Origin of the sequence: Microbispora sp. ZYX-F-249 (genome assembly GCF_039649665.1) — a bacterium.
GTDB lineage: Bacteria > Actinomycetota > Actinomycetes > Streptosporangiales > Streptosporangiaceae > Microbispora > Microbispora maris.
In genome coordinates this window covers 19,171-43,765 of sequence record NZ_JBDJAW010000007.1, presented here as the reverse complement: position 1 = coordinate 43,765, position 24,595 = coordinate 19,171, and the positions used below count along the sequence as shown (strand labels likewise).

The following is a 24,595-nucleotide window of genomic DNA, read 5'->3' as shown; positions in this document are numbered from 1 at the left end:
AGAGGGCTGGGCGTGCGAAGATGACTGCACATCTGAGCCGAGGGGGGTGCCCGAGTGTTCTACTGGGTGGTCAAGGCCATCATCTGGCCGATCCTCCGCTTCGTGTTCCGCCCCTGGGCAGAAGGGGTGGAGAACGTGCCGAAGGAGGGTCCGGTCATTCTGGCCGGCAACCACCTGTCGTTCGCCGACCACTTCTTCGGGGCCGGATTCCTGCCGCGCAAGGTCATTTCTCTGGGCAAGGCGGAGTACTTCACCGGACGCGGGGTCAAGGGGCTGGTGAGCCGCGCGTTCTTCTCCGGCGTCGGCACCGTGCCCATCGACCGCTCCGGCGGAAAGGCGAGCGAGGCGGCGCTCCGCACCGGCCTGCGCATCCTCAAGGAGAACCAGGTGCTCGGCATCTACCCGGAGGGCACCCGCTCGCCCGACGGGCGTCTCTACAAGGGCAAGACCGGCGTGGCGCGGCTCGCCCTGGAGTCCCGCGCACCGGTGATCCCGTGGGCGATGGTCAACACGTTCGAGATGATGCCCCCCGGCCGGCCGATCCCCAAGTTCGGCATCCGCCCTGGCGTCCGGTACGGAAAGCCCCTCGACTTCTCCCGCTACTACGGCATGGAAAACGACCGCCTGGTGCTGCGCGCGGTCACCGACGAAATCATGTACGCGCTGATGGAGCTGTCGGGCCAGGAGTACGTCGACAAGTACGCCGCGGCGGCCAAGACGGAAATGACCAGGGCGGCTCGCGAGAATTCCTAATACTTCCGGACCGGACGGGTAACGTGGCGTTGTCCGCCGCGCACGTAAAGACACGTCGTCCGGATCGGAAGGCGCACAACATGCCAGCACGCAGGTACCACCCGTGGGCCCCGCCCGGGGCCCCGACGCGCCCGTGCCCGCCTCTCGGAAGACGCCGGATCCCCGGCACCGGCGAGTGCGCCGCATGAGCGAGCGATTTTGTGGGCGCAGCGCGATTCGGCCGGCTCACCTGCGCGCCGCCGGCACGACGCGGCCCGAGCCGTCGGGGGAGGGGGCGGCATGAGCGTCCGTGAGGAACGGCAGGCCGCTCCCGGATACCTGCCGCACCGCCAGATCCTGGTCGTGCTCTCCGGGGTGGCCGCCGGGATGCTGCTGGCCGCCCTCGACCAGAGCATCGTCGGCACGGCCCTGCCGCGCATCGTCAGCGAGCTCGGCGGCCTCGACAAGCTGTCGTGGGTGGTCACCGCCTATCTGCTCACCTCGACCGCGGCGACCCCGCTGTGGGGCAAGATCTCCGACCTGTACGGCCGGCGGATCATCTTCCAGACCGCCATCGGCATCTTCCTGCTCGGCTCGGTGCTGGCCGGGCTGAGCCAGGACATCGGCCAGCTCATCGGGTTCCGGGCGATTCAGGGCCTGGGCGGCGGTGGTCTGATGGCACTGGCGTTCAGCATCATCGGCGATGTCATCCCGCCACGTGAGCGCGGCCGCTATCAGGGCTACTTCGGCGCCGTCTGGGGCACCTCCAGCGTCGCCGGGCCGCTGCTCGGCGGTTTCTTCACCGACGGGCCCGGCTGGCGGTGGATCTTCTGGATCAACCTGCCGATCGGGCTGATCTCGCTCGTCGTGACCTCCATGGCGCTGCGCATCCCCTTCACCCGCCGCAGCCACCGCATCGACTACCTGGGCGCGGCGCTGATCGTGGCCGGTGTGTCGTGCTTCCTGCTCTACCTCGACTGGGCGGGGGGCGAGTTCGGCTGGACCGCGCCCGGCCCGCTGGCCCTGCTCAGCGGGTTCGTGGCGCTCGCGGCTCTGTTCGTGTTCGTCGAACTCCGGGCGGCCGAGCCGATCCTGCCGATGCGGCTGTTCCGCAACAAGATCTTCAGCGTCGGCAACAGCTTCGGCTTCCTGTCGGGCCTGGCGATGTTCGGCGGCATGATCTTCCTGCCGGTCTATCTCCAGGCGGTCCAGGGCATGTCGCCGACCGTGTCGGGCCTGGCGCTGCTGCCGGCGGTCTTCGGCATCTTCTCCACGTCGATCGTCTCCGGGCAGCTGATGAGCCGCACGGGCCGATACAAGATCTTCCCGATCCTGGGCGGGGCGGTCCTCCTGGTGGCCATGTGGCTGCTGTCCACGATCAAGGTGGACACGGCGTACTGGCAGGTGGCGGTCTACGCGTACCTCTTCGGCGCCGGGCTCGGCTTCACCATGCAGACGATCGTCACGGCGATCCAGAACGCCGTGGAGCGCGGCGACATGGGCGTGGCGACGAGCTCGGCGACGTTCTTCCGCATGATGGGCGCCGCCATCGGCACGGCGATCATGGGTGCGGTGCTCACCAACCGGCTCGCCCATCACCTGGCCGCGGAGTTCGGCGGCAGGATGCCGCCGGGGCGCGTGGACGCCAACAACGTGCAGGCGATCCAGCGGCTGCCGCAGCCGGTCAAGGACCACGTGCTGGTCGCGTTCACCGGCGCGATCGACGACGTGTTCCTCGCCAGCCTGCCCTTCGTCGCCCTCGCGCTGATCGTGGCACTCTTCCTCAAGGAGATCCCGCTCGCCTCGCGGAGCACCGAGGGTTCGGGCGCCATGGGCTGACCCCGCCCGCCGGTGCGACTCCCCCGACCCGGTCGGCCCACGGCGGATGCGCTCGGGCGGGGTATTCAGGCGGGGGTGCTCAGGAGAGGTGTGCGCGGATCTCGCGGATGTGGGCCGGGGTGGTGCGGCAGCAGCCGCCCACGTAGCGGGCGCCGAGCGCGGCCCACCCGGCCGCCGCCCTGCCGAACTCGGCGGGATCGGCGAGGCCCAGCCAGCGCCGGTTCACGGCGTCCCAGGTCTCGCCGGAGTTAGGGTAGACGATCGACGCTCCGTGCTTGATCAGCTCGGGTACGAACCGCGGCGCGGTGCAGTTCACGCCCACGCCGGCCACCTGGGGAAGCTCCGCGAAGACCGCCGCGCACTCCTCGAACGGCGTTCCGTCGCTGACGTGCTCGCCGTCCCGGCAGGAGAAGGTGACCCACGCCCGCACGGACGGCGTCTCGCGCAGGAGCCTCGCGAGCGCCCGCGCCTCGGCGTGTGAGGGGATCGTCTCGCACGCCAGCAGGTCGGCTCCGGCCTCTGCGAGGAGCTCGAACCGTTCCCGGTGCCAGCAGGCCAGGCCGTCCTCGTCCAGGTCGTAGTCACCGGTGTACTCCGCGCCGTTGGCCAGGTAGGCGCCGTACGGCCCGACGCTCGCGGCGACGAGCCCGTGCCCGGCCTCGTCCCTCGCCTGTACGGCGAGCCGCACCGACAGCCGGATGAGATCGCGGGCTTCCCGGGGCGTGAGGCCGTGCCGGGCGAACCCGGGGACGCTCGCCTGATAGCTCGCCGTGGTGGCGACACCGGCCCCGGCCCGGAAGTAGTCGAGATGGGCCTGGCGGATGACGCCGGGATCGTCGGCGAGCAGCCGTGCCGACCACAGGTCGTCGCTCAGGTCGCAGCCGAGTGTCTCCAGGTGGGTGGCGAGACCGCCGTCAAGGACGATTGGGTTCATATCGGGCAACATTACGTGTCCGGGCAGGCGACGGTCTGTCCGAGCCGGGTGGCGGTCTGTCCGAGCCGGGTGGCGGCCGCCGACTCCAGCGTTCGCGGTCCGCTGCACCGGCTCTCGCCGCCATCCAAACGCCCGGCCTCGGCACGCCGGGTGGTGCTGTCGCGCGGGTGGGCCGGGGCGAAGGAACCGATCGACGGCCCCGGGCGTTGGCGGCACATGGGGCTCAAAGGGCTCGTCAAACGGTTGCTGCACCGCCGGTCTCCCGTCCCCGCAGGTGGACGCGACGACCGGCCCGACACGGGAGGGGTGAGGGAGCCGCGGCGTCCCGCGCCCACCCCGCCGTCCGACGTCATCCGCCTACCCGAACCCTCCTGAGGGCTTCGCCCACAGCGGAACCCGGACCGACGCGGCCGGGACCGGCATTCCCGCCGGTGTCCCGGCCGCGCTGGTTTCTTCCCGTCAGGGACACCACACCCGGCGCCGTCTCACGATCGCTTCCAGAAGGGACGCCGGCCTTCCTTCGCGCCGGAAGCGGAGCCGGGAGACGCGGAACCCGGGGATACGGAACCCGGGGCGACGGACCCCGGGGCGACGGAGCCCGGAGGCGTGGACCCGGGGCCGACGGTCAGAGCGGTCAGCAGGTCGGCAGCCCGCCGCCAGAGGTCGCCGAGGGAGACCTCGGCCCACTCGGCCCTCTCCAGGTCGTCGGCGAGCGCGGCGAGATCCGCGTGACCGCCCGCCATCTGGGCGACGACGCGCAGCCGGCTGGCGAGATCCGCCAGATAGCGCCGCCGGTCCCGCTCGGGCAGCGACTCCGCCTGGCGCAGTTTCGCGAGCTCCTCCGACAGCAGGGGCCGAATCCCCTCGAAGTCCGTGACCGGTGCCCTCCCCTCGCCGGGATGCGGGAGGAACCCGCCCGGGGAGAACCCGCGCGAGCCGCCGACGGAGAACCCGCGCGCCGCCCGTCGCGGCGGTGCGGGTGCGGCGGCATAAGGCGGGGCGGGAGGCGCGGCTGGCGGCGGGGGCGCTGCGACGGTCAGGTCCGCCGCCGAGCCGGGGGCGGTCTCCGGTCCGGCCGTGAAGGAGGCCATCCTCGCCATCATCGGCGCGCCCGCGACCATCATCGGCATCGCGGTCGGCATCTCCCAGCCGCTCGGCGGTTCGACCGGCTGGATCACGCGATGCTCCGGGCCGCCCTCGCCGGTGACGCGAGTGTCGACGGCCACGAAGGCGGTGAAGCGGCACAGCACGCCGAAACGCAGCGAGGTGTCGATGATCCGCTGTTCGAGGGCATGGTCACCCGTGGCGTACCGGTCCTCCAGGCCGCGCAGATGGGCCCGCGCCCACACCGCCCGGGCAGCGGGGTCGTGGGCGGGGCCACCCTCGACCCGCTCCTCCCAGGGGCGGCCGTCGGCGGTGCGGCCGTGCACGGTGAGGGCTCCGGCGGGCCGCCGTCCCCGGTAACGCCCGCTCACCACCAGAGGAACGCCCGGGTAGAGGGAACCGGCATGCGTGACGGTGTCCGCCACGAGATCCATGCCTTCCGCCCGCACCGTGATGTCCGTCACCAGCGGCGAGCCGATGCGGCGGTGGATGTGCTCCATCGCCGCGTCGAGCCGGTCCTCCGACTCGACCAGCTCGCACCGGCCCGAACCGAGCAGGGCCAGCCGCCCGAGGAATCCCGCGTTCACCGCCCGGTCGATGCCCACGGTGTGCACACGGATGCCGTGGAGCCCGGCGCCGACGCGTTCGAGGATCTCGTCCTCGTTGCCCACCTGGCCGTCGGTCACCAGGACGAGCACCCGATCGTGTGCCTGCTCGCCGGACCGACCGGCTTCGCCGGGCCGCTCGTCCTCGCGGAACCGGTCGTGGTCGCCCGAGTCCGAGCCGGTGGCGTGTCCGCGAGCGGGCGCGTCGCGTCCGTCGAGCAGCCGCAGCGCCTCCTCCAGGGGCGCGAGCATTTCCGTGCCCCCACGGGCGTCGAGCCTGGACAGGTGCTCGACGGCGCGATACCGGTTGCGGTCGCTCGCCTCCACCAAGCCGCCGGAGAAGGCACGCTCCACCACGGAGTCGAACGAGAGCACGGCGAACCGGTCGTGCCGCGTCAGCGTGTCGACGATCCGGGCCGCGGCGCGCCGCGCGGCCACCATCTTCCAGCCCGTCATGCTGCCGGAGCGGTCGAGCAGCAGGACGACGTCCCGGGGGGCGCTCCGGCTGATGTCCAGCGGCGGCGGCAGCAGGGTCAGCACGAAGGTCCCCTGGGCGTCCGCCGCGTCCGCCGCACTGACCGCGTTCACCGCGTTCACCGCGTTCACCGCGGGTCCCCGCCCGCCGCCGGTCGTGTCCTCGCCGGTCGTGCCTTTCTCGGCTGGGCCGGCGTCCGTGGCGTTACCCATGGTGCCGCCCGTGGCGTGGTCGGGGACGAGCGCGAGCGACGAGGAGGCGTCGAACGCCAGACGCAGGATGAAGTCGCGGTCGAGCCGCTCGCCGGGCCGCAGCCTGATCGTGTCGCCCTCCCGGTCGACCTCGTGCAGGCTGGAACGGACCTCCCGCAAGCCGAGACCGGCGGGATCGATCGTCGTCGCGAGCGAGAGCCGTACCGGATAGGGGAAACCGGGAAGCAGGACGGGCGGCGTGATCCGGGAGGCGTCGGGCACCGCGCCGGTGTCGGGAGACACCCCGTCGCCGGCCGCGGGCCCCGGCAGCGGAGCTCCGGGGATGTAGCGGGGCGCCACGACCAGCGGGAAGCGGAACTCCGCGGCGCCGTCCTCGAACGGGAGGGGCTGGCTCAGCGTGAGACGGACGACCACCCGCTCTCCGGGAACAATGTTGCCGACCCTGATCGTGAACACGTCGGGCCGGTCTTCCTCGGCGATCGCCGCACGTCTGCCCTCGGCGAGCGCGCGGTCGTAGTCGGCCCGTGCCTGCCCGCGCTCCTTGAGCACGCCGTCGATCACCCGGTCGTCCGCCTCCATCCGGAAGGCGGTGACCGCGGCCCGCGGCGGCAGCGGAAAGACGTACGTCGCCTCCAGTGACACGTCGAAGGGGTTGCGGAAGGTCTGGACGACCTCGACGCCGGCCACCAGCCCGGTGAGGTGGGCGGCGACGTCCACGCTCTCCAGCGGAAGGTTGCCCTTCTCGGTCTCCAGCGCGCCGAGCCCGGCGTCCGGCACGGGCCGGCATTCCTCCGGCCGCAGAGGTGTGATGGGAACGGTCATGGCGTCATCCCTCCAGCGTGTCGGAAGCGCGTGGATCGAAGGCGGCGGTGTCGTCGGGGCGGTGGAACGGCCCGGCCAGACCGAGCGTGGCGAGCGCGGTGAGGAGCGGCGCGGCGGCCCGGCGCAGCGCGGCCACCTCATGTCCGTCCGGCGCCCGGTGGGCCGAGTCGAGCAGGACCGTCACGCCGGGTGCGAGCCGTACGCCGTGCACGACGTCCGGAAGCACCGTGTCCGGATGCACGGTGTCCGGGAGCACGGTGTCCGGATGCGCGGTGCCCGGATGCGCGGTGCCCGAATGCACCGCGTCCGGGAGCACGGTGTCAGGGAGCACGGTGTCCGGATGCACGGCGCAGACGGGCGTGGCAGCGGGATCCGCGGTGTCGGTGCGCGCGGTGCCGGGGTCCATGGCGTCGGTGCGCCTGGGGTCGGTGCGCCTGGGGTCGGTGCGCCCGCTGCCGGAGTGACTGGTGCCGGAGTGACCGGCGGCCGCCGTGGCGGCGGACGAGGCCGGGCGTGTCCAGAAGCGATCGCGTGCCGAGGGTCGTGCGACGTCCGGTGTCGCGGGAACGGTGCCAGGCTCCGGCCGCGTCCCGCACCAGCCGGGTGCCGGTGCCGGTGCCGGAGACGGGGGAGAGGGCGGGACCACTGGCCGGGGCGCCGGCACGGGCGGCGGCGGCTCGGGGGGTGGCGCGGGCGGCGGTCCGGTGAGCCCCGCGACGCGTTGGAGCATGGCGTCGGTCGCACCCGTCAGCTCCGCCTGTATGTCGGCGATGGACAGGCCGTCCGCCTGGCGGCGCTTCACCGCCACGAGCTGGAGCAGGTGGCGGCGGCCGTAGAGAGCCACCCGGCCGCGTCTGCCCAGGGGAGGGTCGAGCAGCCCGATCGTCGTGTACCACCGGATGAGCCGTTCGTTGGGCACCTCGCGGACCCTGCCGTTGCCGCGTGGCTCCGGACCGTCCGCGCGCTGCTCCTTGCCATTTGCGCGCTGCTCCTTGCCGTCCGCGCGCTGCTCCTGGCCGTAGACGCGAGGCACCGCGCCGAGCAGGGCCGCCGCCCGCTCCGCCAGCTCGCCGATCGTCCAGGTGTCGCTCATGCCACCACCATGACACTGTCACAATGACACTGTCAACATCGTCTCCGTCATCGCGGCGTCACGGTTTCCGAAGTGTTCGTCCTGAGGAGGCATGCCGCTTCTCGCGCCGTTCACGCGGGACGGGTCGACTGGGCGCCGCGAGGTGGAGCCGCACGACAAGACGCGGCACCGAGGCCACGGGACGGAAAGACCCGTCGGACGCCGCCGGGTGGGTAAGGGGAGCGGAGCGGCCACGCCCCCGGTCCGGGCGACGGCCGCGCGGCAACGATCGGCCCGCCGGGGGCGGACCGGCACGACCAGGGGCAGGTCGAGGAGGCGGTCAGCGGTGCAGGGGACTTCCGTCCGGTCGGCGGAGCTCTCGGTGCTTCCGGGAGCGGTGTGGCGCGCGGCGTTCGCCCGTGACGACGGGCGCGAGCCGCCCGGCCGGAGCGTGCCGTACGCACAGGGTGATCCGGGCGGCCCCTTTCCGCCCGAGATGCTTCGGGCCCTGCCCCCCGGGCTTCACCGGCCGGGTCGTGGCGCGGTCGGGGGAGCGGGCCGGGGGAGTCGTCTGGCACGCCGCCCCGGACGGCGGCGGGTGCTTCCCTGACGGGGACGGCTGGATCTACGTGTCCAACTGCGCGCTGCCACTGCTCGGCGGCGTGACGGCGCTGCGCTTCGCCCCGGACGGGACCCTGCGCGGCGGCTACCGCGTCCTGTCCGGCGCCGACCGCAGCGGGGCCGGCGCCGTCACACCGTGGAACACGTGGCTGTCGGGCGAGCGGACGCCGCACGGACGGGTCTTCGAATGCGACCCGTACGGCCTGCGCGCTCCCATGCCCCGGCTCGCGATGGGCCTGTTCCCCCACGGCGGAGTGGCCTGCGATCCAGACCGGGGCGTCGTCTACCTCACGGAAGGGGATCCGGACGGATGTCTGTACCGGTTCCGCCCGGACGACTGGGGCGACCTCACCACGGGGGTGCTCGATGTGATGACCGGCGCGCCCGGCGAGGATGTGGTGGCCTGGGAGCGGGTGCCGGTCCCGGCCACGGCCCAGGTGCCTTTCGGCGAGCAGGTGCCCCTCGCCGGGCACATGCCGCTGCGCGAACAGGTGAAAGGGGCCAGGAGGTTCGCGCGCGGCGGTGACTGCCACTACCGCGACGGCCTGCTGCGGTTCGTCACCGAGGGGGACGGCCGGGTGTGGGCGTACGACGCCGCCCGCGGGCGCCTGACGGTCGCGCACGACACCGCCGGCCGGCCGGGGGGCGGGGAAGACGACGAGATCACCCTCGTTGCCGGGGACCGGGCGGTGCCGTTCCCGGGCGTCACGGGCGGCTGGACCGTCGCCGGCCCCTCGATCTCGCCGGCCGGTGACCGGCTCTACTTCTCCTGCCGTCCACCACACGATGCGCGGTCCGCCCCGGCCTCCGTGACCGTCGAGGTCCGCGGGCCCTTCCAGGACCTCGTCCGCGCATGAGCCGGCCACGGCCCGCGGGGCAGGCCGGTGTCGGGCCGAGGACGGCAGGGGGCGGCTGCCGGCGTTCGGGGGCTGTCAGTCGCAGGGGTCGTGCGGCACGGTGGCGGTGGCCTTTATGCCGGTCGCGGCGACCTCCTCGAGTTGTGCCGCGGTGAGGGCGTAGCCGACGTCGGCCTTGTCCATGTCCGCCGCGAAGACCATCCCCGCCACGCGATTTCCGTCGGCGACGAGCGGAGCGCCCGACATGCCGGGCGTGATGACCGCACCCTGGAAGCGGTGGACCTGCCGCGACACGCGTGTGCGGTTGTATATGTCGTACGACCCCGCGGGTTGGTCCGGTAGCACCGTGGCGGGGAGCGTGGACGGGACGGCCGCGCCCTTGCGGTAGCCGACGACCGCGGCGGCGGTGATCGCGGCTTCCGTGAGCCGCAGCGGCCGGGCGGTCAGCCCGGGCACCCGCAGGACGGCGGCGTCGACCTCCGGGTCGAAGACCACCACCCGTGCGGGGAACCGCCGTCCGTCGTCGAGGACGACTTCCAGGGCGCGGTCGGCCCCCGCGACGACATGGGCGTTGAGGAGGACCCTCTCGGGCGCGTAGACGAATCCGGTCCCTTCCAGCCGTTTCCTGCAGGAGGAGGCGACTCCCCGGACCCGCACCACGCTGTGCGCGGCTTCGGACACCGCCGTGGCCTCGGCCGTGGGGGCGGCGGGCAGCGTGAGCTCACGCGAGACCGCGCACCCCGCCGCGCTCCCTGCCGTCAGGACCGTCACGCACATCACGAGAGCGATCCCTCCCGCGCTCTTGCGCGCCGCTCCCGCGGTCCGCCGCGCCGATCCCAGCATGCAGATCATGGTAGGGACCACCCGGACGGACCCGGAACGTCACAGGTCCCTGCCCCATATCTGATCGTTGACGAGGGTGCCCGACTCCTCACCCGGGTGCTGCTCCAGCAGTTCGAACCCCGCGGCCTGGTAGATCCGGCGCGCGCTCGCGAGCACGTCGCGGGTCCAGAGCATGATCCGGCGGTAGCCGGCCGCCGCGGCGAAACGCAGGCATTCCTCGACCAGCCGCCCGCCGATGCCCATGCCGCGCGCGGACGGCTCGACCAGCAGCAGGCGGAGCTGGGCCGTCGTGTCGTCCTTGCGCACGCAGAAGACGGACCCCACCGGCTCGCCGCGCACCTCGGCGATCCAGCAGCCCTCCCGCCGGGGGTCGTGGTCCTCGACGTAGTCCGCGACGATCCGCGCGACCAGGGCCTCGAACGCCACGCCCCACCCGTACTCCTGCCCGTAGAGGGCGCCGTGCCGGTGCACCACCCAGCCGAGGTCGCCCGCGCGCGGCGGCCTGATCACGTACGGCTCGCGCCGCTCGGCGGGCTCGAGCAGGCTCCGTACGGTGGCCATGGCGGACACGAGCCGCCGGCGTTCGGGGTCGGTCAGCTTCGCGAGCAGGGTCTCGATCTCGGTGGCCGAGCGCCGGTCGAGCACGGCGAAGGTGTCGCGGCCCTTGGGTGTGAGCCGTACGACCTGGCGGCGGGCGTCCTCGGCCGACCGTTCGCGGGACACGAGCCCGTCGGTCTCGAACCTGGTCAGGATCCGGCTCAGGTAGCCGGCGTCGAGACCGAGCATGCCCCTGATGCCGGCGGTGTCGGCCGACTCCCGGGTGCCGAGTTCGAACAGCACCCGCGCCTCGGTCAGGGAGTAGGGGGTGTCGTGCATTCCCGCTCCGAGCACCCCGATGACGGAGGTGTAGAAGCGGTTGAACGCGCGCACTTCCGGCACGATGTCCATATCTTCCCTTGCCTGTCTCAAGGAAATGTTTGACGGAGTCAAACATAGGGCCGTGACGGCCCGTTGGGAAGACGCCCTCTCACGACGCGCGCGGTCTCGCCGTGCGAGACTGAGTTGGTCCGGTCGGCCAGGTGGCGTAGCCTCTTCTTTTGGTCTAGACCATTGTGCGGGGCTGGGGCAGAATGCGGTGCCGTGGAGTGCCGGGTCTGCGTCGGGCCGGCCACGCCATTCCACGCGTAATCCCAGATGGAGGAAAACCCGTCATGCGTATTGGAGTCCTCACCGGAGGCGGCGACTGCCCCGGGCTGAACGCGGTCATTCGCGGCGTCGTCCGCAAGGGCGTCGGCGTGTACGGGCACGAGTTCGTCGGATTCCGGGACGGCTGGCGTGGCCCTCTGGAGGGCGACACCATGCCGCTCGACATCCAGGCCGTGCGGGGCATCCTGCCGCGCGGCGGCACGATCCTCGGCTCCTCCCGCACGAACCCGATCAAGATCGAGGGCGGCGTCGAGCGCATCAAGGAGAACCTCGCCGCGACCGGCGTGGACGCTCTGATCGCCATCGGCGGCGAGGACACGCTGGGCGTGGCCAAGCAGCTGCACGACCGCGGCGTGAACGTCGTCGGCGTGCCCAAGACGATCGACAACGACCTCAACGCCACCGACTACACCTTCGGCTTCGACACCGCGGTCAACATCGCGATGGAGGCCATCGACCGGCTGCACACCACGGCGGAGTCGCACCACCGCGCGCTGATCTGCGAGGTCATGGGCCGCCACGCCGGCTGGATCGCGCTGCACGCCGGCATGGCCGCGGGCGCCAACGTCATCCTCATCCCGGAGAAGCCGTTCGACATCGAGAAGGTCTGCGCCTACGTCGAGTCGCGCTTCAAGACCCGGTACGCCCCGATCATCGTGGTCGCCGAGGGCGCCCACCCGCTCGAGGGCCAGATGGCGCTGCAGACCGGCGAGCTCGACGCGTTCGGCCACGTGCGCCTCGGCGGCATCGGCGAGATGCTCGCCAAGGAGATCGAGAAGCGCACCGGCAAGGAGGCCCGCACCACGGTCCTCGGTCACATCCAGCGCGGTGGCACGCCGACCGCCTACGACCGGGTGCTCGCGACCCGCTTCGGCCTCGGCGCGATCGACGCGGTGAACGAGGGCGACTACGGCAAGATGATCGCGCTGCGCGGCACCGACATCGTGCGCGTCGCCCTCGCCGAGGCGACCGCCGAGCTCAAGACCGTGCCGGCCTCCCGCTACGAAGAGGCCGAGGTCTTCTTCGGCTGATCGGACGCGGGCCGGTCGCCACGGCCCGCGCACGATCCCGTACGGCTCCCGCGACGCCCCGCGGGAGCCGTACTCATGCGAGGCCCCCGCGATCCGGCGGACAATCGAGGCGGAGAAGCGGCGGTTGCCCGCGCATGTGAGCGGCCCGAGTATGTGAGCGGGAGGCGCGGGCACGCCCTCCCGGCTCGATCATCAGGAGAGTGCGCCGCGCGATGGGCATCGAGGGACCGTTCTGGCGGGCGATCGCGGTCTTCCGCCTGGCGTCGCTCGCGTACGCGGCGCTGCTCGTGCTCAGGGCAGGCGGCTACGCCCGTCCGGCCGTGGCCTGGGCCGTCGTCGGCGTGATGCTTGCCTGGACGGCCGTCACGCTCGTCCTGTATCCCGCCGCGCGGCGCGGGCCGCTGCTGGCGGCCGACCTCCTCGTCACGGTGGGCTGCCTGCTGGTCACGCCGTTCGCGCAGAGCCGCGGCGACGTGCTGGCCGGTGCGATGCCGATCACCGCGACCTGGGTGGCGGGGCCCGTCCTCGCGTACGGGGTGGCCCGGGGACGCCGCGCGGGCGCGGTCGCCGCCGCGGTGGTGTCGGCGGCCGACCTGTGGCTGCGCAGCGCCGGCGGGGTCGACATCGCCTCGTTCCCGGTGAACGGCGCCGTGCTCATGTTCATGGCCGGAGTCGTCGTCGGGCACGTCGCCCGGCTCGCGCGGGAGGCCGAGGAGCGCATGCGGCGCGCCGAGCGGATCGAGGCCGCGGGCCGCGAGCGGGAGCGGCTGGCCCGGGGCATCCACGACTCGGTGCTGCAGGTGCTGGCGCTCGTGCAGCGCAGGGGCGCCGAGATCGGCGGCGAGGCGGCGGAGCTGGGCAGGCTCGCGGGGGAGCAGGAGTCGGCGCTGCGTGCGCTGGTGCAGGCGCCGCCCGTCGTGCGGCCGCCGGACTCCGCCCCGCCGCCCGGGCTCCGCGGCAGGCTCCGATCGCCGGCGCGCCCTCGCCGTGCCCTCGCCCGTGAAGAGACGTCCCGCCATGTGACGAACACCACGACGGCGGAGCCCGAGGCCGACCTGCGTGACCTGCTGCGGCCGTACGGCACGGCGCGCGTGACCGTGTCCGCGCCCGCGACACCGCTGCCGCTGCCGGCCGAGAGCGCGCGGGAGGTGGCGGCGGCCGTCGGCGCGGCCCTCGACAACGTCGTGCGGCACTGTCCCGAGGGCACCCGCGCGTGGATACTCGCGGAGGAGGACGGCGGCGCGGTCGTCGTCACCGTCCGCGACGACGGGCCGGGCATCCCCGAGGGGCGGCTCGAACAGGCGGCGCGCGAGGGGCGCATGGGCGTGGCCCGGTCGATCCGGGGCCGCGTGGCCGACCTCGGCGGTACGGTGACGGTCACCTCGTCGGGGCCGGGGACGGAGATCGAGCTGACGGTCCCGGCACGGACGCCGCGACCGGGCGAAGGAGGCGAGAGGCGCTCGTGAACGAGGGCGGACGGCCGCCGGTGCGGGTCATGGTGGTGGACGACCATCCGATGTGGCGGGAGGCGGTCGCCCGCGACCTCACCGAGGCCGGGTACGACGTGGTCGCCGCCATCGGCGAGGGCCGCCAGGCGCTGCGCGTAGCGGTGGCCGTACGGCCGGACGTGGTGGTGCTCGACCTGCGCCTGCCCGATCTGGCGGGCGTGGAGGTGGCCCGGGGCCTGGGCGCGTCCGCGGCCCCGCCGCGTGTGCTCGTCCTGTCGGCCAGCGCCGAGGAGGAGGACGTGCTGGAGGCGGTCAAGGCCGGCGCCTCGGGGTATCTGGTGAAGTCGGCGAGCCGGGAGGAGTTCCTGGACGCGGTCGGGCGGACCGCCCAGGGCGACGCCGTCTTCACTCCCGGCCTGGCCGGGCTGGTGCTGGGGGAGTACCGCAGGCTGGCCCACCTGACGCCGGACCGGGGCGGGGACGCCGAACGGGACGGCCCCCGGCTGACCGACCGGGAGACCGAGGTGTTGCGCATGGTCGCCAAGGGCCTGACATATCGGCAGATCGCCGGACGGCTGGTGCTGTCGCATCGCACCGTGCAGAACCACGTGCAGAACACGCTGAGCAAGCTCCAGCTCCACAACCGGGTGGAGCTGGTCCGCTACGCGATCGAGAAGGGCCTGGTCGAACTCGACGGCGGATAATCGGCGTTGCCGCGGCGGCGGCATTACAGTGGGGAAGCCCGCATCGCGGTGACGCGTTGTCCTTGGCGTATGTTCCCCCGGCCGTGCCCTCCCCGGTGTGACGGCCGTCCCTGTCCGTCCGGAGGTTTTCCACAGATGACCATGACCGCCCTCGGAGAGCCCTCGGTGCTGCTCAAGTTAGGCGAGGTGGTCCTGAAGGGCCGGAACCGCGAGATCTTCGAGATGCGCCTGCGGGCGAACATCAAGCACGCCCTCAAGGGCCACCGGGTCGACATCCGCCAGCGGCACGGGGTGATCGCGCTGTTCCTGCCCTCGGGAACCGAGGTGGAGGAGGCCGAGACGGTGGCGGCCCGCGTGGCCGACGTGCCCGGAATCGTGCTGGTCCACCTCGCGTGGCGGGTGCCGAAGGACCCGGACACGATCACCAAGGCCGCCATCGAACTGATCAGGGACAGCGACGAGGTGGCCCGCAAGGCGCGCTTCGCCGTACGGTCGCGGCGTCGCGACAAGCGCTTCCCGCTGCGCTCCAACGAGCTGGACCGCGTGGTCGGCGGGGCGATCAACGACACCTTCGGGCTGCCGGTCGACCTGAGCAACCCGGAGCTCACCGTGCACATCGAGGTGGACAAGGACGAGGCGTTCCTGTTCACCGGCGGCCGGCCGGGCCAGGGCGGCCTGCCCGTCGGCTCCAGCGGCCGGGCGCTGGCGCTGCTGTCCGGCGGCATCGACTCCCCGGTCGCCGCCTACCGCATGATGCGGCGCGGTCTGCGGGTGGACTTCCTGCATTTCTCCGGCATCCCGTTCACCACCTCGGAGTCCATCTACAAGGCGTACGCGCTGGTGCGCAACCTGGACAAGTTCCAGGGCAAGTCGCGGCTGTGGGTGGTGCCGTTCGGCAAGGCGCAGCAGTCGATCAGGAACTCCGGCCAGGACCGGCTCGCGGTGATCGCGCAGCGGCGCCTGATGCTCAAGACGGCCGAGGAGGTCGCCCACCGCATCCACGCCGAGGCGCTGGTCACCGGCGACAGCCTCGGCCAGGTCTCCTCGCAGACCCTGGCCAACATCACGGCCCAGGACCACGCGGTGGACCTGCCGATCCTGCGCCCGCTGATCGGCCTGGACAAGACCGAGATCATGGCCGAGGCCCGCCGGATCGGGACGCTGGAGATCTCCGAACTGCCCGACGAGGACTGCTGCACGCTGCTCGCGCCGCGGCAGGCCGAGACCCGCGCGAAGATCGAGGACCTCAAGCAGATCGAGCGGCGTCTCGACGCCGAGGACCTCGCCGCCCAGCTGGCCGACTCGATCCAGCCGTACAAGCTGGACGTCTGAGCCGGAGCCCGGGACCGCGTCCGGCGGTCCCGGGGCCCCGGCCCGGCCCAGCGGTCAGGTGCGGCGGTCAGGCGGGAACGAGGGACGCGGACGTGGTCGCGGTGCGGCCCAGCAGCGGGGGGAAGTCGCGCAGCACGGCCGCCAGGTCGTCCAGGTCGCCGTCCACCAGGGCCTGCGGTCCGTCGCAGAGGGCCTGCTCGGGGTGCGGGTGCACGTCGACGATCAGGCCGTCGGCCCCGGCCGCGATCGCGGCCCGGGACAGCGGCAGCACGAGGTCGCGCCGGCCGCCCGAGTGCGACGGGTCGACGATCACCGGCAGGTGCGACAGCCGCTGCACGACCGGGACCGCCGAGACGTCGAGCGTGTTGCGGGTGGCGGGCTCGTAGGTGCGGATGCCGCGCTCGCACAGCACGATGTCGAGGTTGCCGCGCTGCGCGACGTACTCGGCCGCCATCAGCCACTCCTCGATGGTCGCCGTCATGCCCCGCTTCAGCATGACCGGCTTGCCCGCCGCGCCCACGGCCTGCAGCAGCGCGAAGTTCTGCGCGTTGCGGGTGCCGACCTGCAGCATGTCGGCGTACGACGCCACCAGCGCCACGTCGTGGGCGTCCACGACCTCGGTGACGATCGGCAGCCCGGTCTGCTCACGCACGTCGGCCAGGATGCGCAGGCCCTCCTCGCCCAGGCCCTGGAAGGCGTACGGCGAGGTGCGCGGCTTGTAGGCGCCGCCGCGCAGCAGCGTCGCGCCCGCCGCCTTGGCCATCAGCGCCGCCTCCAGCGTCTGCCGCGGCGTCTCGACCGCGCACGGGCCCGCGATCAGCGTGACGGTGTCCGGGCCGATCGGCACACCGCGCACGGTCACCGTGGAGCGCTGCGGATGGTTGTCTCTGCTCACGAGCTTGTACGGCGTGGAGACCCGTACGACGTCCGCGACGCCCGGCATGCCGCGCAGGTTGAGTGTGGCGAACTGCTCGACGTCGCCGATGAGGCCGACGATCGTACGGTTCACGCCGCGGCTCGCGAACGCCTCCCCTCCGGCCGCGGCGACGAGGCCGATGATCGCCTCGATGTCGTCCTGGGTGGCTTCCGGGGTCATGACGATGACCATGGTGACTCCTGTCGCGGTTAGTGGTGCGGGTCCGGAAAAACGACGAAGGCCCCGGGTCCGTGTGGACCCGGGGCCTTCGTTCGCCGTGGCTGTCAGCGCAGCGCATGGAGGCGATCGGTCCTCACGGGTCCGTCGCCATACCAAAACGACCAAGCGGTGCGCATGTGCGGCAATATAGCGCACGATTCCTTGATCGTGTCGAACTGCGCGTCAGGGGGCCGGTGCGGTCGCCCTCGCGGCGGATGGCAGGATGGCCTGCGTGCCGGAGAAACCTGAGGAGGAGACGCGACTGCCACCGGGCCAGTACGTCCCACGCGGGCAGCCCGTCGTCCACTACGGCAGGGTCCCGGGGTTCCGCCGGGAGACGTGGCGTTTCCAGGTGTTCGGCGCCACGGCCTCGGGCCGGGTCCACGATTTCTCCTGGGAGGAGTTCTCCTCCCTGCCCACGGCGACGGTCGTGGCGGACTTCCACTGCGTCACCAAGTTCTCCATCATGGGCAACGAGTGGAGCGGCGTTCCCACGTCGGCCTTGCTCGAACGCGTCCCCCCGGCGCCCGGCGTGCGCCACGTCATGGTCTGGGCCGAGTACGGCTACAGCGCCAACCTGCGCCTGTCCGACTTCGACCGCCCGACCACGCTGTTCGCCACGCACCTCGACGAGAACCGGCTGTCCCCCGAGCGGGGCTACCCGGTGCGGATCGTGGTGCCCCACCTGTACGCCTGGAAGAGCGTGAAGTGGGTGCGCGCGGTCGAGTACCTGACCGAGGACCGGCGCGGGTTCTGGGAGGATCGCGGCTACCACAACGTGGCCGACCCCTGGAAAGAGCAGCGCTACTCATACCAGGAGGACCCGGGCGACGGCCCGCCGTGAGGCCGCCGAGCGGCTACGGTGTCCGGCGTGTCTTCAGCCGTCTGGGTCACGCTGTGCGCGCTCTGCGGGGTCTGCGGCGGCGCGCTGGGCCGCGCTCTCGCCCGTCGCGGGCCGTCCCCCGGTGAGCCGCCGGGCGAGGCGACCTTCCTCGCCCTGCGCGTGGCCGGGCTGGCCGCGGGCTCGCTGCGCGCCGGGCTCACCCGGGGCGCCGCCCGCCGCTCCGTACGGCACCTGCGGGCGCTGCTCGGCGCCGCCGGTCTCGCCGTCGCCACCGGCGATCGGGTCCTGGCCAGGGACGGCACGGGGGTGCCGGACGACGAGACGGTGCTCGCCGAGGTGCGCGCGGCCATGGCGACCGGCAGGCCGCGCGTCGTCCCCGACCGGGGGGACGATCGGCACGGCGTGGTGGTCCCCCTGACCGTGGAGGACCGGGTGGTCGGCGCGCTCGCGGCGTACGACGCGCAGGCCGGCGCCGCCCTGCTGCGCACGGCGGCCGAGGTGGGCCGCTGGATGTCCGGCCAGCTCGAACTCGCCGAGCTCGACGCCTCCCGGAGGCGCACGCTGGAGGCGGAGGCGCGGGCCCTGCGGGCGCAGATCTCGCCCCACTTCGTGTACAACTCGCTGACCACGATCGCGTCGTTCGTCCGGACCGAGCCCGAACGCGCCCGCGAGCTGCTGCTCGACTTCGCCGACTTCATCCGGTACGCGCTGCGCCGGGCGGCCGATTTCACCTCGCTCGCCGACGAACTGGGCTGCGTGGACCGCTACCTGCTGCTGGAGCAGGCGAGATTCGGCGACCGGCTGCGCTTCACCGTGCAGGTCGCGCCGGAGGTGCTGAAGGTCGACGTGCCGTTCCTGTGCCTGCAGCCCCTGGTGGAGAACGCCATCAAGCACGGCATGCCGGGCGAGGTCCGGGTCGTGATCAGGGACGCGGGGCCGGAGGCGCACATCTGGGTCGAGGACGACGGCGTCGGCATGGACCCCGAGCATCTGCGGGCCGCGCTCGCGGAGGAGAGCACCGGCATCGGGCTGAGCAACGTCGACCTGCGCATGCGCCACCTCTACGGCCAGGACTACGGGCTCATGGTCGAGACGGCGCCCGGCAAGGGAACCCGCATCCGGCTGCGCATCCCCAAGACCCGTCCCCGGGCCGTCCCGGCCCGCTCCTGAGCCCGCCGGCGTCGCCGTACCGGCCTGCCCGGGCCGGCGATCAGCCGCTCGAAAGAGGGAGCCGGAGGACGAAGCGGGCGCCGCGCGGGGAGTCCTCGACGCACAGGCTGCCGTCGTGCGCCGCCGCGATCGCCCGGCACAGGGCCAGGCCGAGACCGCTGCCGCCGGGATCCAGGCGGCGTCCCGCCTCCAGCCGCAGGAAGGGCTCGAAGATGCGTTCCCTGTCCTCCTCGGCCACGCCGTCGCCGTCGTCCAGAACCACCACCAGCGCCTGCGCACCGTCGCACCCGGCGGTGACGTTCACCCGGCCGACGGCATGGCGCTGCGCGTTCACCAGCAGGTTCGTCACGACGCTGGCCAGCTGCACGCGGTTGCCGAAGACCCGCACGCCGGGTTCGGCCGTGGCGTACACCGGCACGCCCGTCGTACGCGCCGCCGCCTCGTCGCGTACGAGCGCCCCGAGGTCGACCTGCTCGGACGAGCACGGCGTGTTGCGGAGCCGGGCGAAGGCGAGCAGCTCGTCGATGATCTGCTGCATGCGGTCGGCGGCCGGCAGCGACCTGGCGATCGCCTGCCGTGCGTCCGTCTCCGGGTAGACAAGCGCCTCCTCCAGCCCCGTGCGCAGGCCGGTGAGCGGAGACTTGAGCTCGTGGGACACGATGGCGGCGAACTCCCGCTGCCGTGTGACCGCCGACTCCAGCCGGCCGAGCGTCTGGTTGGCGGCACGGGCCAGCTGTGCGATCTCGTCCCGGCCGGACGGCTGCGGCACCCGCAGGGACAGGTCGTTGGCGTTGATCTCCGACATCCGCTGCCGGATCGCGTTTATGGGGCGCAGGATGCGGCCCGCCGCCCGCCAGGTCGTCCACGTCCACAGGGCCGCGAGCAGCACCCCGCCGGCGCCGATGAGGAACTCCAGGCGCCGCCCGCGCAGGGCGGGCGGCTGGTCCGTGCCGGCATAGACGAAGTGGGGCTCACCCTGCCAGAGCTCCCAGGACTGCAGCGACGGGACCCGGGCGGCGGTGAGCAGGACGCAGCGCTCGCTCTCGGGGCACTCGGTCACGTCGCGAAAGCGGTTCTCCTCCGTCGGCCGGACCGTGCTCAGCGGCCGGTCGCCGGCCATGGGCCCGGCCGCCGTCACCCGGCCCCGCGAGTCGACGAGCTGGACGAGCGGCACCCGTGCCGTCGGCGTCGGCGGCGGAACCTGCCCGCGTTCCATCAGGCCGATCCACTCGGTCGCGACCCGGCGGGTCTCCCTGTAGATCTCGGCTTCGATCCGGTGGCGGATCAGCAGGCACAGGCCGACGCCGATCACCGCGGCGACGAGCACGGACACCGCTGCCACGGTCAGCGTCACCCGTGCCCGGATGGAGGTGGAGAGGGGAAGGAACGTGCCCGGCCTGATGCTCATCCAAGTTCCTCGATCGGCCTGGTCTCCTTCTCACGGTAGACAGTCCTGGCGGACAAAAGTCCATATAGGGGGCAAAACGGCGAATAGCTCTACCTACTCTTGGTCCGGCACCCGAGAGGATGGCAGCGGAGAGTATCAGGAATGTCACCTACCGTTCGGTCACCCCTTGCGCGGAGGGCGGGACACGCGGCACGGTGTAGGCCATGCTGCGTGTCCTCGCGGTGGACGACGAGGTCCCCGCCCTGTCCGAGCTCGCCTTCCTGCTCCGTCAGGACGCCCGGGTGGAGCACGTGAGGACGGCGACCGACGGCGGGGCCGCCCTGCACGACATGGTCCAGATGATCGCCGACGGGGAGCGCCTGGACGGCGTCTTCCTCGACGTGCGCATGCCCGGACTCGACGGCCTGGACCTGGCCCGGCTCATCGGCGGGTTCCCCACGCCGCCCCGTCTGGTCTTCGTCAGCGCCCACGACTGCGCCGTCCAGGCCTTCGAGCTGGAGGCCGTCGACTACCTGCTCAAGCCCGTGCGGCCCGAACGCCTGGCCGAGGCCGTACGCCGGCTCTCGGCCGCGGTGGCGCCGCCCGGCGCCGAGGAGGACCTGGAGACGATCCCGGTCGAGCTCGGGGGCCGCACGAAGTTCGTGGCGCGGCAGGACGTGTGCTACGCCGAGGCCCACGGCGACTACGTCCGCCTGCACACGGCCGACGCCGCCTACCTCGTACGGATGTCCCTCGCGGCGCTGGAACGCCGCTGGGCGGGCGCGGGCTTCGTCCGGGCCCACCGCAGCACCCTGGTCAACGCCCGGCACGTGAGCGAGCTGCGCTTCGACGCCGGCCGGGTGGTCCTGCAGGTGGGGAGCGAGACGCTGCCGGTGAGCAGGCGGCACACCCGCCAGGTGCGCGAGCAGCTCGTCCGTCAGTTCCGCCCCTGAGCCCCCGTGATCACGTGGCCGCCGCTGCGCCTTCGCGGGGGCGCCTCCACCACCTCGGCCACATGCCAACTGCTCGGATGTAGACCTGGACGACGGATGGAGGTCCCGACCCAGCGTGGTCCCGATGATCACAGCGGTGGCCGTCTCACGTCTCGGACTCGAAACGTGATTACAAAGCGCGGCTGGAGTATTTATCCGTAACATCGCCAGCCCACCGCGATGACCGCTTTCCCCCAGTCCCGATTCTCCATGGACCCGGTGGCACCGCTCGGCTCCCGCGCTCGGTCCATCGTGTCAGGCGAGTTCGCAGGCCCAGGTTCGGCGAACAGCCCGGGGACGCGCGACGGCAGCACCGGCGCCGCGCTCCGGGCCGGCTCTCCGTGGTGCGACGCGGGTCCTTCAGTCGACGGAAATTTCCATCCATAGCCGTAGAGTCCCTGACCATGACTACCAATCGGACCGTGTCGTTCGATGTCCATGTCAGCTACCGTCAGATCTACCTCGACGACCTCGCCGACGACATGGGGGCTCCTGAAGCCTTCCTCGATGACCATCCCGAGCACCCTGTGGGCATCCTTCGGGTGAAGGACGGTAAAGGTCTCCTGGTCACGGGCCTGCACACGGGGACGGTCGGCTTCTCGGTGACCGTGTCGGACCGCGATCCGGAGCCGGACGTCAACGAGTACGAGGACATCGTGGAAATCAGCTTCCACACCCAAACAGGACGGATCTTCCTTATCGAGTGGGGAGGCGAGGGATTTCACAAGCTACCCGACTTGTCGTCGGGCCCGGGCTGGTACCGGTTGCGGTATCACGCCGTCCACATGGACCGGGCCACAGAATCGGACTGCTCGAATGATGCGATCATCGATCGTTATCTGCTGCAGATCTGGCCGCAAAACGAGTCCGTCCCCCAAGTAGTCAAGAGCACGAGTCGCACGCTCACCTACTGGCGCAATGCGAAGTGACGTCCCAACGTAGGACAGGACCGATTTCCGTGCCGATGGGCGACCTCGCCGAGGAGTGAAAGGCGTGGATACGCAGCCGGGACGCTCATTCGGCGGCACCGCGGCACCGCGGCACCGCGGCGGGCCCGGGGGGCGTCTTCACACGCCCCGACCTACCGCTCGTCGCCCCCGGAGGCCCGCTCGTCGTGCGGGAGCGGGCCGCATGGCGCTAACTAGAGACCGCTCGTCCGAACGGGCATCCCCCCGCCCGACTACACCTCGTAGTCTTTCGCACGTCGCAAGACACGCGGGGTAATCACAAAGTGAGCAGGTTGTCACCGGTTGGTTACCAAGCGGGGCCCTACTCGGGGGGGAAGGGCCCCGCCGACGCGTATCGGGGGGGTGCGCGGCGATCCGGCCATACGGGGGCCCGGATCGCCGCGAACGCCCGATTCCGCCTGCCGCGGAAGGGCAGCCACGCCTGTACACCCGTAGACGCCAGGAAGACCCACGGTGACCGGCGGGCCCGGGGTGGCGCCGGTCAGTCGCCGCGCAGCTGCTTGAGCAGCTCGATGTCCTCGCGGTGCTTGTCCGCCTTGCCCGGGGTCTCGATGCAGAACGGCACCCCGGCCGCCGTGGGATGGCGCATCAGCTCGCCGAACGCCTGGGCGCCGATGTGCCCCGCGCCGATGTTCTCGTGCCGGTCCCGCTTCGAACCGCAGGGGTCCTTCGAGTCGTTGGCGTGGACCAGCCTGAGCCGGCCCGGGGCCACCTCGTTCAGCGCGTCCATCATCTCCTTCACCCCGCCCGGCGCGGCCAGGTCGTGCCCCGCGGCGAAGGCGTGGCAGGTGTCGAGGCACACGCCGACCTTGGGATGGTGGTCGAGCGCCTCCAGATAGGGCCCGAGGTCCTGCACGGTCGCGCACAGCATCTGGCCCTGGCCCGCCATCGGTTCGAGCAGCAGGTCGGGGCCGTCGTCGGGCAGCTCGTCCAGCACCGGCAGCAGGCGCTCGTGGATCTGGCGCATCGCGGCCTCGCGCGACTGGCTCACGGCCGAGCCGGTGTGGACGACCACGCCGAGCGCGCCGGTCTCGACGCCCCTGCGCAGGGTGTGGCGGATGACCGCGATCGAGTTCTCCAGGGTCTCCGGGGTCGGCGACCCGCAGTTCACGAGATACGCGGCGTGCAGGAAGACCGGGACCCCCGACTCGCGCAGCTTGGCGTCCTCGGCGGGGTTCCCCTCGCTGAGCGCCCAGCCGCGCGGGTTGGTGACGAAGACCTGGACCATCTCGGCGCCGATGTCCGCCGCGTACTTCAGCCCGCCCTTGGCCAGGCCGCCGGCGACGAAGACGTGGCCGCCGATCAGATTGGAAGGAGTCATGATGACCTCCAGGCTAGTGCCGCCCCCTTTGTCACAACGTACAAAGCGGCCCCCGGAGCAGGGCGCGCGGTTCGGACTTCACGCCGCTGGATCCCGTCGCGGCCCGGCGGTTGACTGACGGGCATGCGCGAACTCAGCCGCGAGGACCTGCGGTCCTGCTGCTCCTGCGCCACCTGGGTGGAGGAGGTCGCCGCGCGCGGGCCGTACGAGGATCTCGACGGGCTCCGCCGCGCGGGCGAGTCGGCCGTCGCGGCGCTGAACTGGGACGACGTGCTGGAGGCGCTGGCGGCGCATCCGCGCATCGGCGAGCGCCCCGACGGCGCGGGCCGCGAGGCCGCGTGGTCGCGCGCCGAGCAGGCCGGGACCGCGGACGCCGGGCGGGACGTGCGCGGCGCGCTCCGCGAGGGCAACGCCGCCTACGAGAGCCGCTTCGGCCACGTCTACCTGGTCTGCGCGGCCGGACGGACCGCCGGCGAGATGCTGGCGCTGCTGCACGAGCGGCTCGGCCACGACGAGGAGACCGAACGGAAGGTCGTCCGCGAGGAACTGGCGAAGATCGTCGACCTGCGGCTGGCCAAGCTCTGGGAGGGCCGGTGAGCCTTTCGACCCACGTGCTCGACACCGCCGCCGGGCGGCCGGCCAAGGACGTGTTCGTACGGCTGTCGCGGCGCGCCGCGCACGGCTTCGTGCCGGTGGCGGAGGGCCGCACCGACGGCGACGGCCGCATCCGGGAGTGGACCCCGCTGGGCCGGGAGTGGGACCCGGCCGGGGACCCCCGCCCGGGGACCTACCGGCTCGTGTTCGACACCGGCGCCTACCTGGGGGACGAGGCGTTCTTCCCCGAGGTGAGCGTCGTGTTCGCCATCAGGGAGGCCGGCGAGCACTACCACGTGCCGCTGCTGCTGAGCCCGTTCGCCTACTCGACCTACCGGGGGAGCTAG

Annotated in this window: 21 protein-coding genes; 13 read left to right on the top strand and 8 right to left on the bottom strand. The window is 72.4% G+C overall.

Translation table 11 applies throughout. The features are described from left to right. The first annotated feature begins 54 nt into the window (after window positions 1-54). Both AAH991_RS11165 and AAH991_RS11160 read left to right on the top strand, forming a co-directional pair. Window positions 55-753, top strand: coding sequence for a lysophospholipid acyltransferase family protein (locus tag AAH991_RS11165; RefSeq protein WP_346225689.1), 699 nt, complete (start codon window positions 55-57; stop codon window positions 751-753). Between the two features lie 279 nt (window positions 754-1,032). Beyond that, the gene (locus tag AAH991_RS11160; RefSeq protein WP_346225688.1) at window positions 1,033-2,571 is read left to right on the top strand and encodes an MDR family MFS transporter; all 1,539 of its coding nucleotides are present in this window, start codon (window positions 1,033-1,035) and stop codon (window positions 2,569-2,571) included. 79 nt (window positions 2,572-2,650) lie between these two features. Here AAH991_RS11160 and mmuM read toward each other — a convergent pair whose 3' ends face one another. From mmuM to AAH991_RS11145, 3 genes are all read right to left on the bottom strand, one after another. Continuing rightward, the gene (mmuM, locus tag AAH991_RS11155) at window positions 2,651-3,505 is read right to left on the bottom strand and encodes a homocysteine S-methyltransferase (protein ID WP_346225687.1); all 855 of its coding nucleotides are present in this window, start codon (window positions 3,503-3,505) and stop codon (window positions 2,651-2,653) included. A gap of 485 nt (window positions 3,506-3,990) precedes the next feature. Continuing rightward, entirely contained in the window at window positions 3,991-6,723 is a 2,733-nt protein-coding gene (locus tag AAH991_RS11150; RefSeq protein WP_346225686.1) for a VIT domain-containing protein, read from the bottom strand. Between the two features lie 4 nt (window positions 6,724-6,727). Then, window positions 6,728-7,816 (bottom strand): MerR family transcriptional regulator, encoded by a 1,089-nt coding sequence (locus tag AAH991_RS11145; RefSeq protein WP_346225685.1) that lies wholly within the window; start codon window positions 7,814-7,816, stop codon window positions 6,728-6,730. 515 nt (window positions 7,817-8,331) lie between these two features. On the opposite strand from AAH991_RS11145, the gene AAH991_RS11140 reads away from it, so the two are divergent. After that, the gene (locus AAH991_RS11140) at window positions 8,332-9,273 is read left to right on the top strand and encodes an alkaline phosphatase PhoX (RefSeq protein WP_346225684.1); all 942 of its coding nucleotides are present in this window, start codon (window positions 8,332-8,334) and stop codon (window positions 9,271-9,273) included. A 75-nt stretch (window positions 9,274-9,348) separates the two neighbouring features. Here AAH991_RS11140 and AAH991_RS11135 read toward each other — a convergent pair whose 3' ends face one another. Together AAH991_RS11135 and AAH991_RS11130 are read right to left on the bottom strand one after the other, a co-directional pair. After that, a complete protein-coding gene (locus AAH991_RS11135; RefSeq protein ID WP_346225683.1) occupies window positions 9,349-10,116 on the bottom strand; it encodes a trypsin-like peptidase domain-containing protein in 768 nt (255 codons plus the stop codon). 39 nt (window positions 10,117-10,155) lie between these two features. After that, entirely contained in the window at window positions 10,156-11,064 is a 909-nt protein-coding gene (locus AAH991_RS11130) for a bifunctional helix-turn-helix transcriptional regulator/GNAT family N-acetyltransferase (RefSeq protein WP_346225682.1), read from the bottom strand. Window positions 11,065-11,327: 263 nt separating this feature from the next. On the opposite strand from AAH991_RS11130, the gene AAH991_RS11125 reads away from it, so the two are divergent. From AAH991_RS11125 to thiI, 4 genes are all read left to right on the top strand, one after another. Beyond that, window positions 11,328-12,353: a 6-phosphofructokinase gene (locus tag AAH991_RS11125; protein ID WP_169978654.1), complete on the top strand. Its 1,026-nt coding sequence runs from the start codon at window positions 11,328-11,330 to the stop codon at window positions 12,351-12,353. Window positions 12,354-12,553: 200 nt separating this feature from the next. Beyond that, window positions 12,554-13,819, top strand: a complete 1,266-nt coding sequence (gene macS / locus AAH991_RS11120; RefSeq protein ID WP_346225681.1) for a MacS family sensor histidine kinase — start codon at window positions 12,554-12,556, stop codon at window positions 13,817-13,819. A 29-nt stretch (window positions 13,820-13,848) separates the two neighbouring features. Then, entirely contained in the window at window positions 13,849-14,505 is a 657-nt protein-coding gene (locus AAH991_RS11115) for a response regulator (protein ID WP_346225870.1), read from the top strand. A 135-nt stretch (window positions 14,506-14,640) separates the two neighbouring features. Continuing rightward, window positions 14,641-15,837, top strand: coding sequence for a tRNA uracil 4-sulfurtransferase ThiI (gene thiI / locus AAH991_RS11110; RefSeq protein ID WP_346225680.1), 1,197 nt, complete (start codon window positions 14,641-14,643; stop codon window positions 15,835-15,837). A 67-nt stretch (window positions 15,838-15,904) separates the two neighbouring features. On the opposite strand, the gene aroF is transcribed toward thiI, so the two are convergent. Beyond that, window positions 15,905-16,945, bottom strand: a complete 1,041-nt coding sequence (gene aroF / locus AAH991_RS11105; protein WP_346225679.1) for a 3-deoxy-7-phosphoheptulonate synthase — start codon at window positions 16,943-16,945, stop codon at window positions 15,905-15,907. A 250-nt stretch (window positions 16,946-17,195) separates the two neighbouring features. Here aroF and AAH991_RS11100 point away from each other — a divergent pair, with 250 nt between their 5' ends. Beyond that, window positions 17,196-17,816: a molybdopterin-dependent oxidoreductase gene (locus AAH991_RS11100; protein WP_346225678.1), complete on the top strand. Its 621-nt coding sequence runs from the start codon at window positions 17,196-17,198 to the stop codon at window positions 17,814-17,816. Window positions 17,817-17,843: 27 nt separating this feature from the next. Continuing rightward, window positions 17,844-18,986, top strand: a complete 1,143-nt coding sequence (locus tag AAH991_RS11095) for a sensor histidine kinase (RefSeq protein ID WP_346225677.1) — start codon at window positions 17,844-17,846, stop codon at window positions 18,984-18,986. A 40-nt stretch (window positions 18,987-19,026) separates the two neighbouring features. On the opposite strand, the gene AAH991_RS11090 is transcribed toward AAH991_RS11095, so the two are convergent. Then, entirely contained in the window at window positions 19,027-20,394 is a 1,368-nt protein-coding gene (locus AAH991_RS11090) for a sensor histidine kinase (protein ID WP_346225676.1), read from the bottom strand. A 203-nt stretch (window positions 20,395-20,597) separates the two neighbouring features. Between AAH991_RS11090 and AAH991_RS11085 the strand changes: the two genes are divergently transcribed. Both AAH991_RS11085 and AAH991_RS11080 read left to right on the top strand, forming a co-directional pair. After that, on the top strand, window positions 20,598-21,326 hold the full coding sequence (locus AAH991_RS11085) for a LytR/AlgR family response regulator transcription factor (protein WP_346225675.1): 729 nt from the start codon (window positions 20,598-20,600) through the stop codon (window positions 21,324-21,326). Between the two features lie 443 nt (window positions 21,327-21,769). After that, window positions 21,770-22,294, top strand: a complete 525-nt coding sequence (locus AAH991_RS11080) for a hypothetical protein (protein WP_346225674.1) — start codon at window positions 21,770-21,772, stop codon at window positions 22,292-22,294. A gap of 520 nt (window positions 22,295-22,814) precedes the next feature. Here the strand turns inward: AAH991_RS11080 and AAH991_RS11075 are convergent. Next, entirely contained in the window at window positions 22,815-23,654 is an 840-nt protein-coding gene (locus AAH991_RS11075) for a deoxyribonuclease IV (protein WP_346225673.1), read from the bottom strand. Between the two features lie 123 nt (window positions 23,655-23,777). Here AAH991_RS11075 and uraD point away from each other — a divergent pair, with 123 nt between their 5' ends. Beyond that, window positions 23,778-24,251, top strand: a complete 474-nt coding sequence (gene uraD, locus AAH991_RS11070; protein ID WP_346225672.1) for a 2-oxo-4-hydroxy-4-carboxy-5-ureidoimidazoline decarboxylase — start codon at window positions 23,778-23,780, stop codon at window positions 24,249-24,251. Beyond that, window positions 24,248-24,595: a hydroxyisourate hydrolase gene (gene uraH / locus AAH991_RS11065; protein WP_169944691.1), complete on the top strand. Its 348-nt coding sequence runs from the start codon at window positions 24,248-24,250 to the stop codon at window positions 24,593-24,595. The genes uraD and uraH overlap by 4 nt, the downstream gene beginning before the upstream one ends.

What these genes read in the sequence shown, in the direction of transcription:
- AAH991_RS11160 (WP_346225688.1), top strand. Translation starts at nt 1,033, where the DNA reads ATGAGCGTCCGTGAGGAACGGCAGGCCGCTCCCGGATACCTGCCGCAC.
- mmuM (WP_346225687.1), bottom strand. Translation starts at nt 3,505, where the DNA reads ATGAACCCAATCGTCCTTGACGGCGGTCTCGCCACCCACCTGGAGACA.
- AAH991_RS11150 (WP_346225686.1), bottom strand. Translation starts at nt 6,723, where the DNA reads ATGACCGTTCCCATCACACCTCTGCGGCCGGAGGAATGCCGGCCCGTG.
- AAH991_RS11145 (WP_346225685.1), bottom strand. Translation starts at nt 7,816, where the DNA reads ATGAGCGACACCTGGACGATCGGCGAGCTGGCGGAGCGGGCGGCGGCC.
- AAH991_RS11135 (WP_346225683.1), bottom strand. Translation starts at nt 10,116, where the DNA reads ATGCTGGGATCGGCGCGGCGGACCGCGGGAGCGGCGCGCAAGAGCGCG.
- AAH991_RS11130 (WP_346225682.1), bottom strand. Translation starts at nt 11,064, where the DNA reads ATGGACATCGTGCCGGAAGTGCGCGCGTTCAACCGCTTCTACACCTCC.
- AAH991_RS11125 (WP_169978654.1), top strand. Translation starts at nt 11,328, where the DNA reads ATGCGTATTGGAGTCCTCACCGGAGGCGGCGACTGCCCCGGGCTGAAC.
- AAH991_RS11115 (WP_346225870.1), top strand. Translation starts at nt 13,849, where the DNA reads ATGGTGGTGGACGACCATCCGATGTGGCGGGAGGCGGTCGCCCGCGAC.
- thiI (WP_346225680.1), top strand. Translation starts at nt 14,641, where the DNA reads ATGACCATGACCGCCCTCGGAGAGCCCTCGGTGCTGCTCAAGTTAGGC.
- aroF (WP_346225679.1), bottom strand. Translation starts at nt 16,945, where the DNA reads ATGGTCATCGTCATGACCCCGGAAGCCACCCAGGACGACATCGAGGCG.
- AAH991_RS11100 (WP_346225678.1), top strand. Translation starts at nt 17,196, where the DNA reads ATGGCCTGCGTGCCGGAGAAACCTGAGGAGGAGACGCGACTGCCACCG.
- AAH991_RS11090 (WP_346225676.1), bottom strand. Translation starts at nt 20,394, where the DNA reads ATGAGCATCAGGCCGGGCACGTTCCTTCCCCTCTCCACCTCCATCCGG.
- AAH991_RS11085 (WP_346225675.1), top strand. Translation starts at nt 20,598, where the DNA reads ATGCTGCGTGTCCTCGCGGTGGACGACGAGGTCCCCGCCCTGTCCGAG.
- AAH991_RS11080 (WP_346225674.1), top strand. Translation starts at nt 21,770, where the DNA reads ATGACTACCAATCGGACCGTGTCGTTCGATGTCCATGTCAGCTACCGT.
- AAH991_RS11075 (WP_346225673.1), bottom strand. Translation starts at nt 23,654, where the DNA reads ATGACTCCTTCCAATCTGATCGGCGGCCACGTCTTCGTCGCCGGCGGC.
- uraD (WP_346225672.1), top strand. Translation starts at nt 23,778, where the DNA reads ATGCGCGAACTCAGCCGCGAGGACCTGCGGTCCTGCTGCTCCTGCGCC.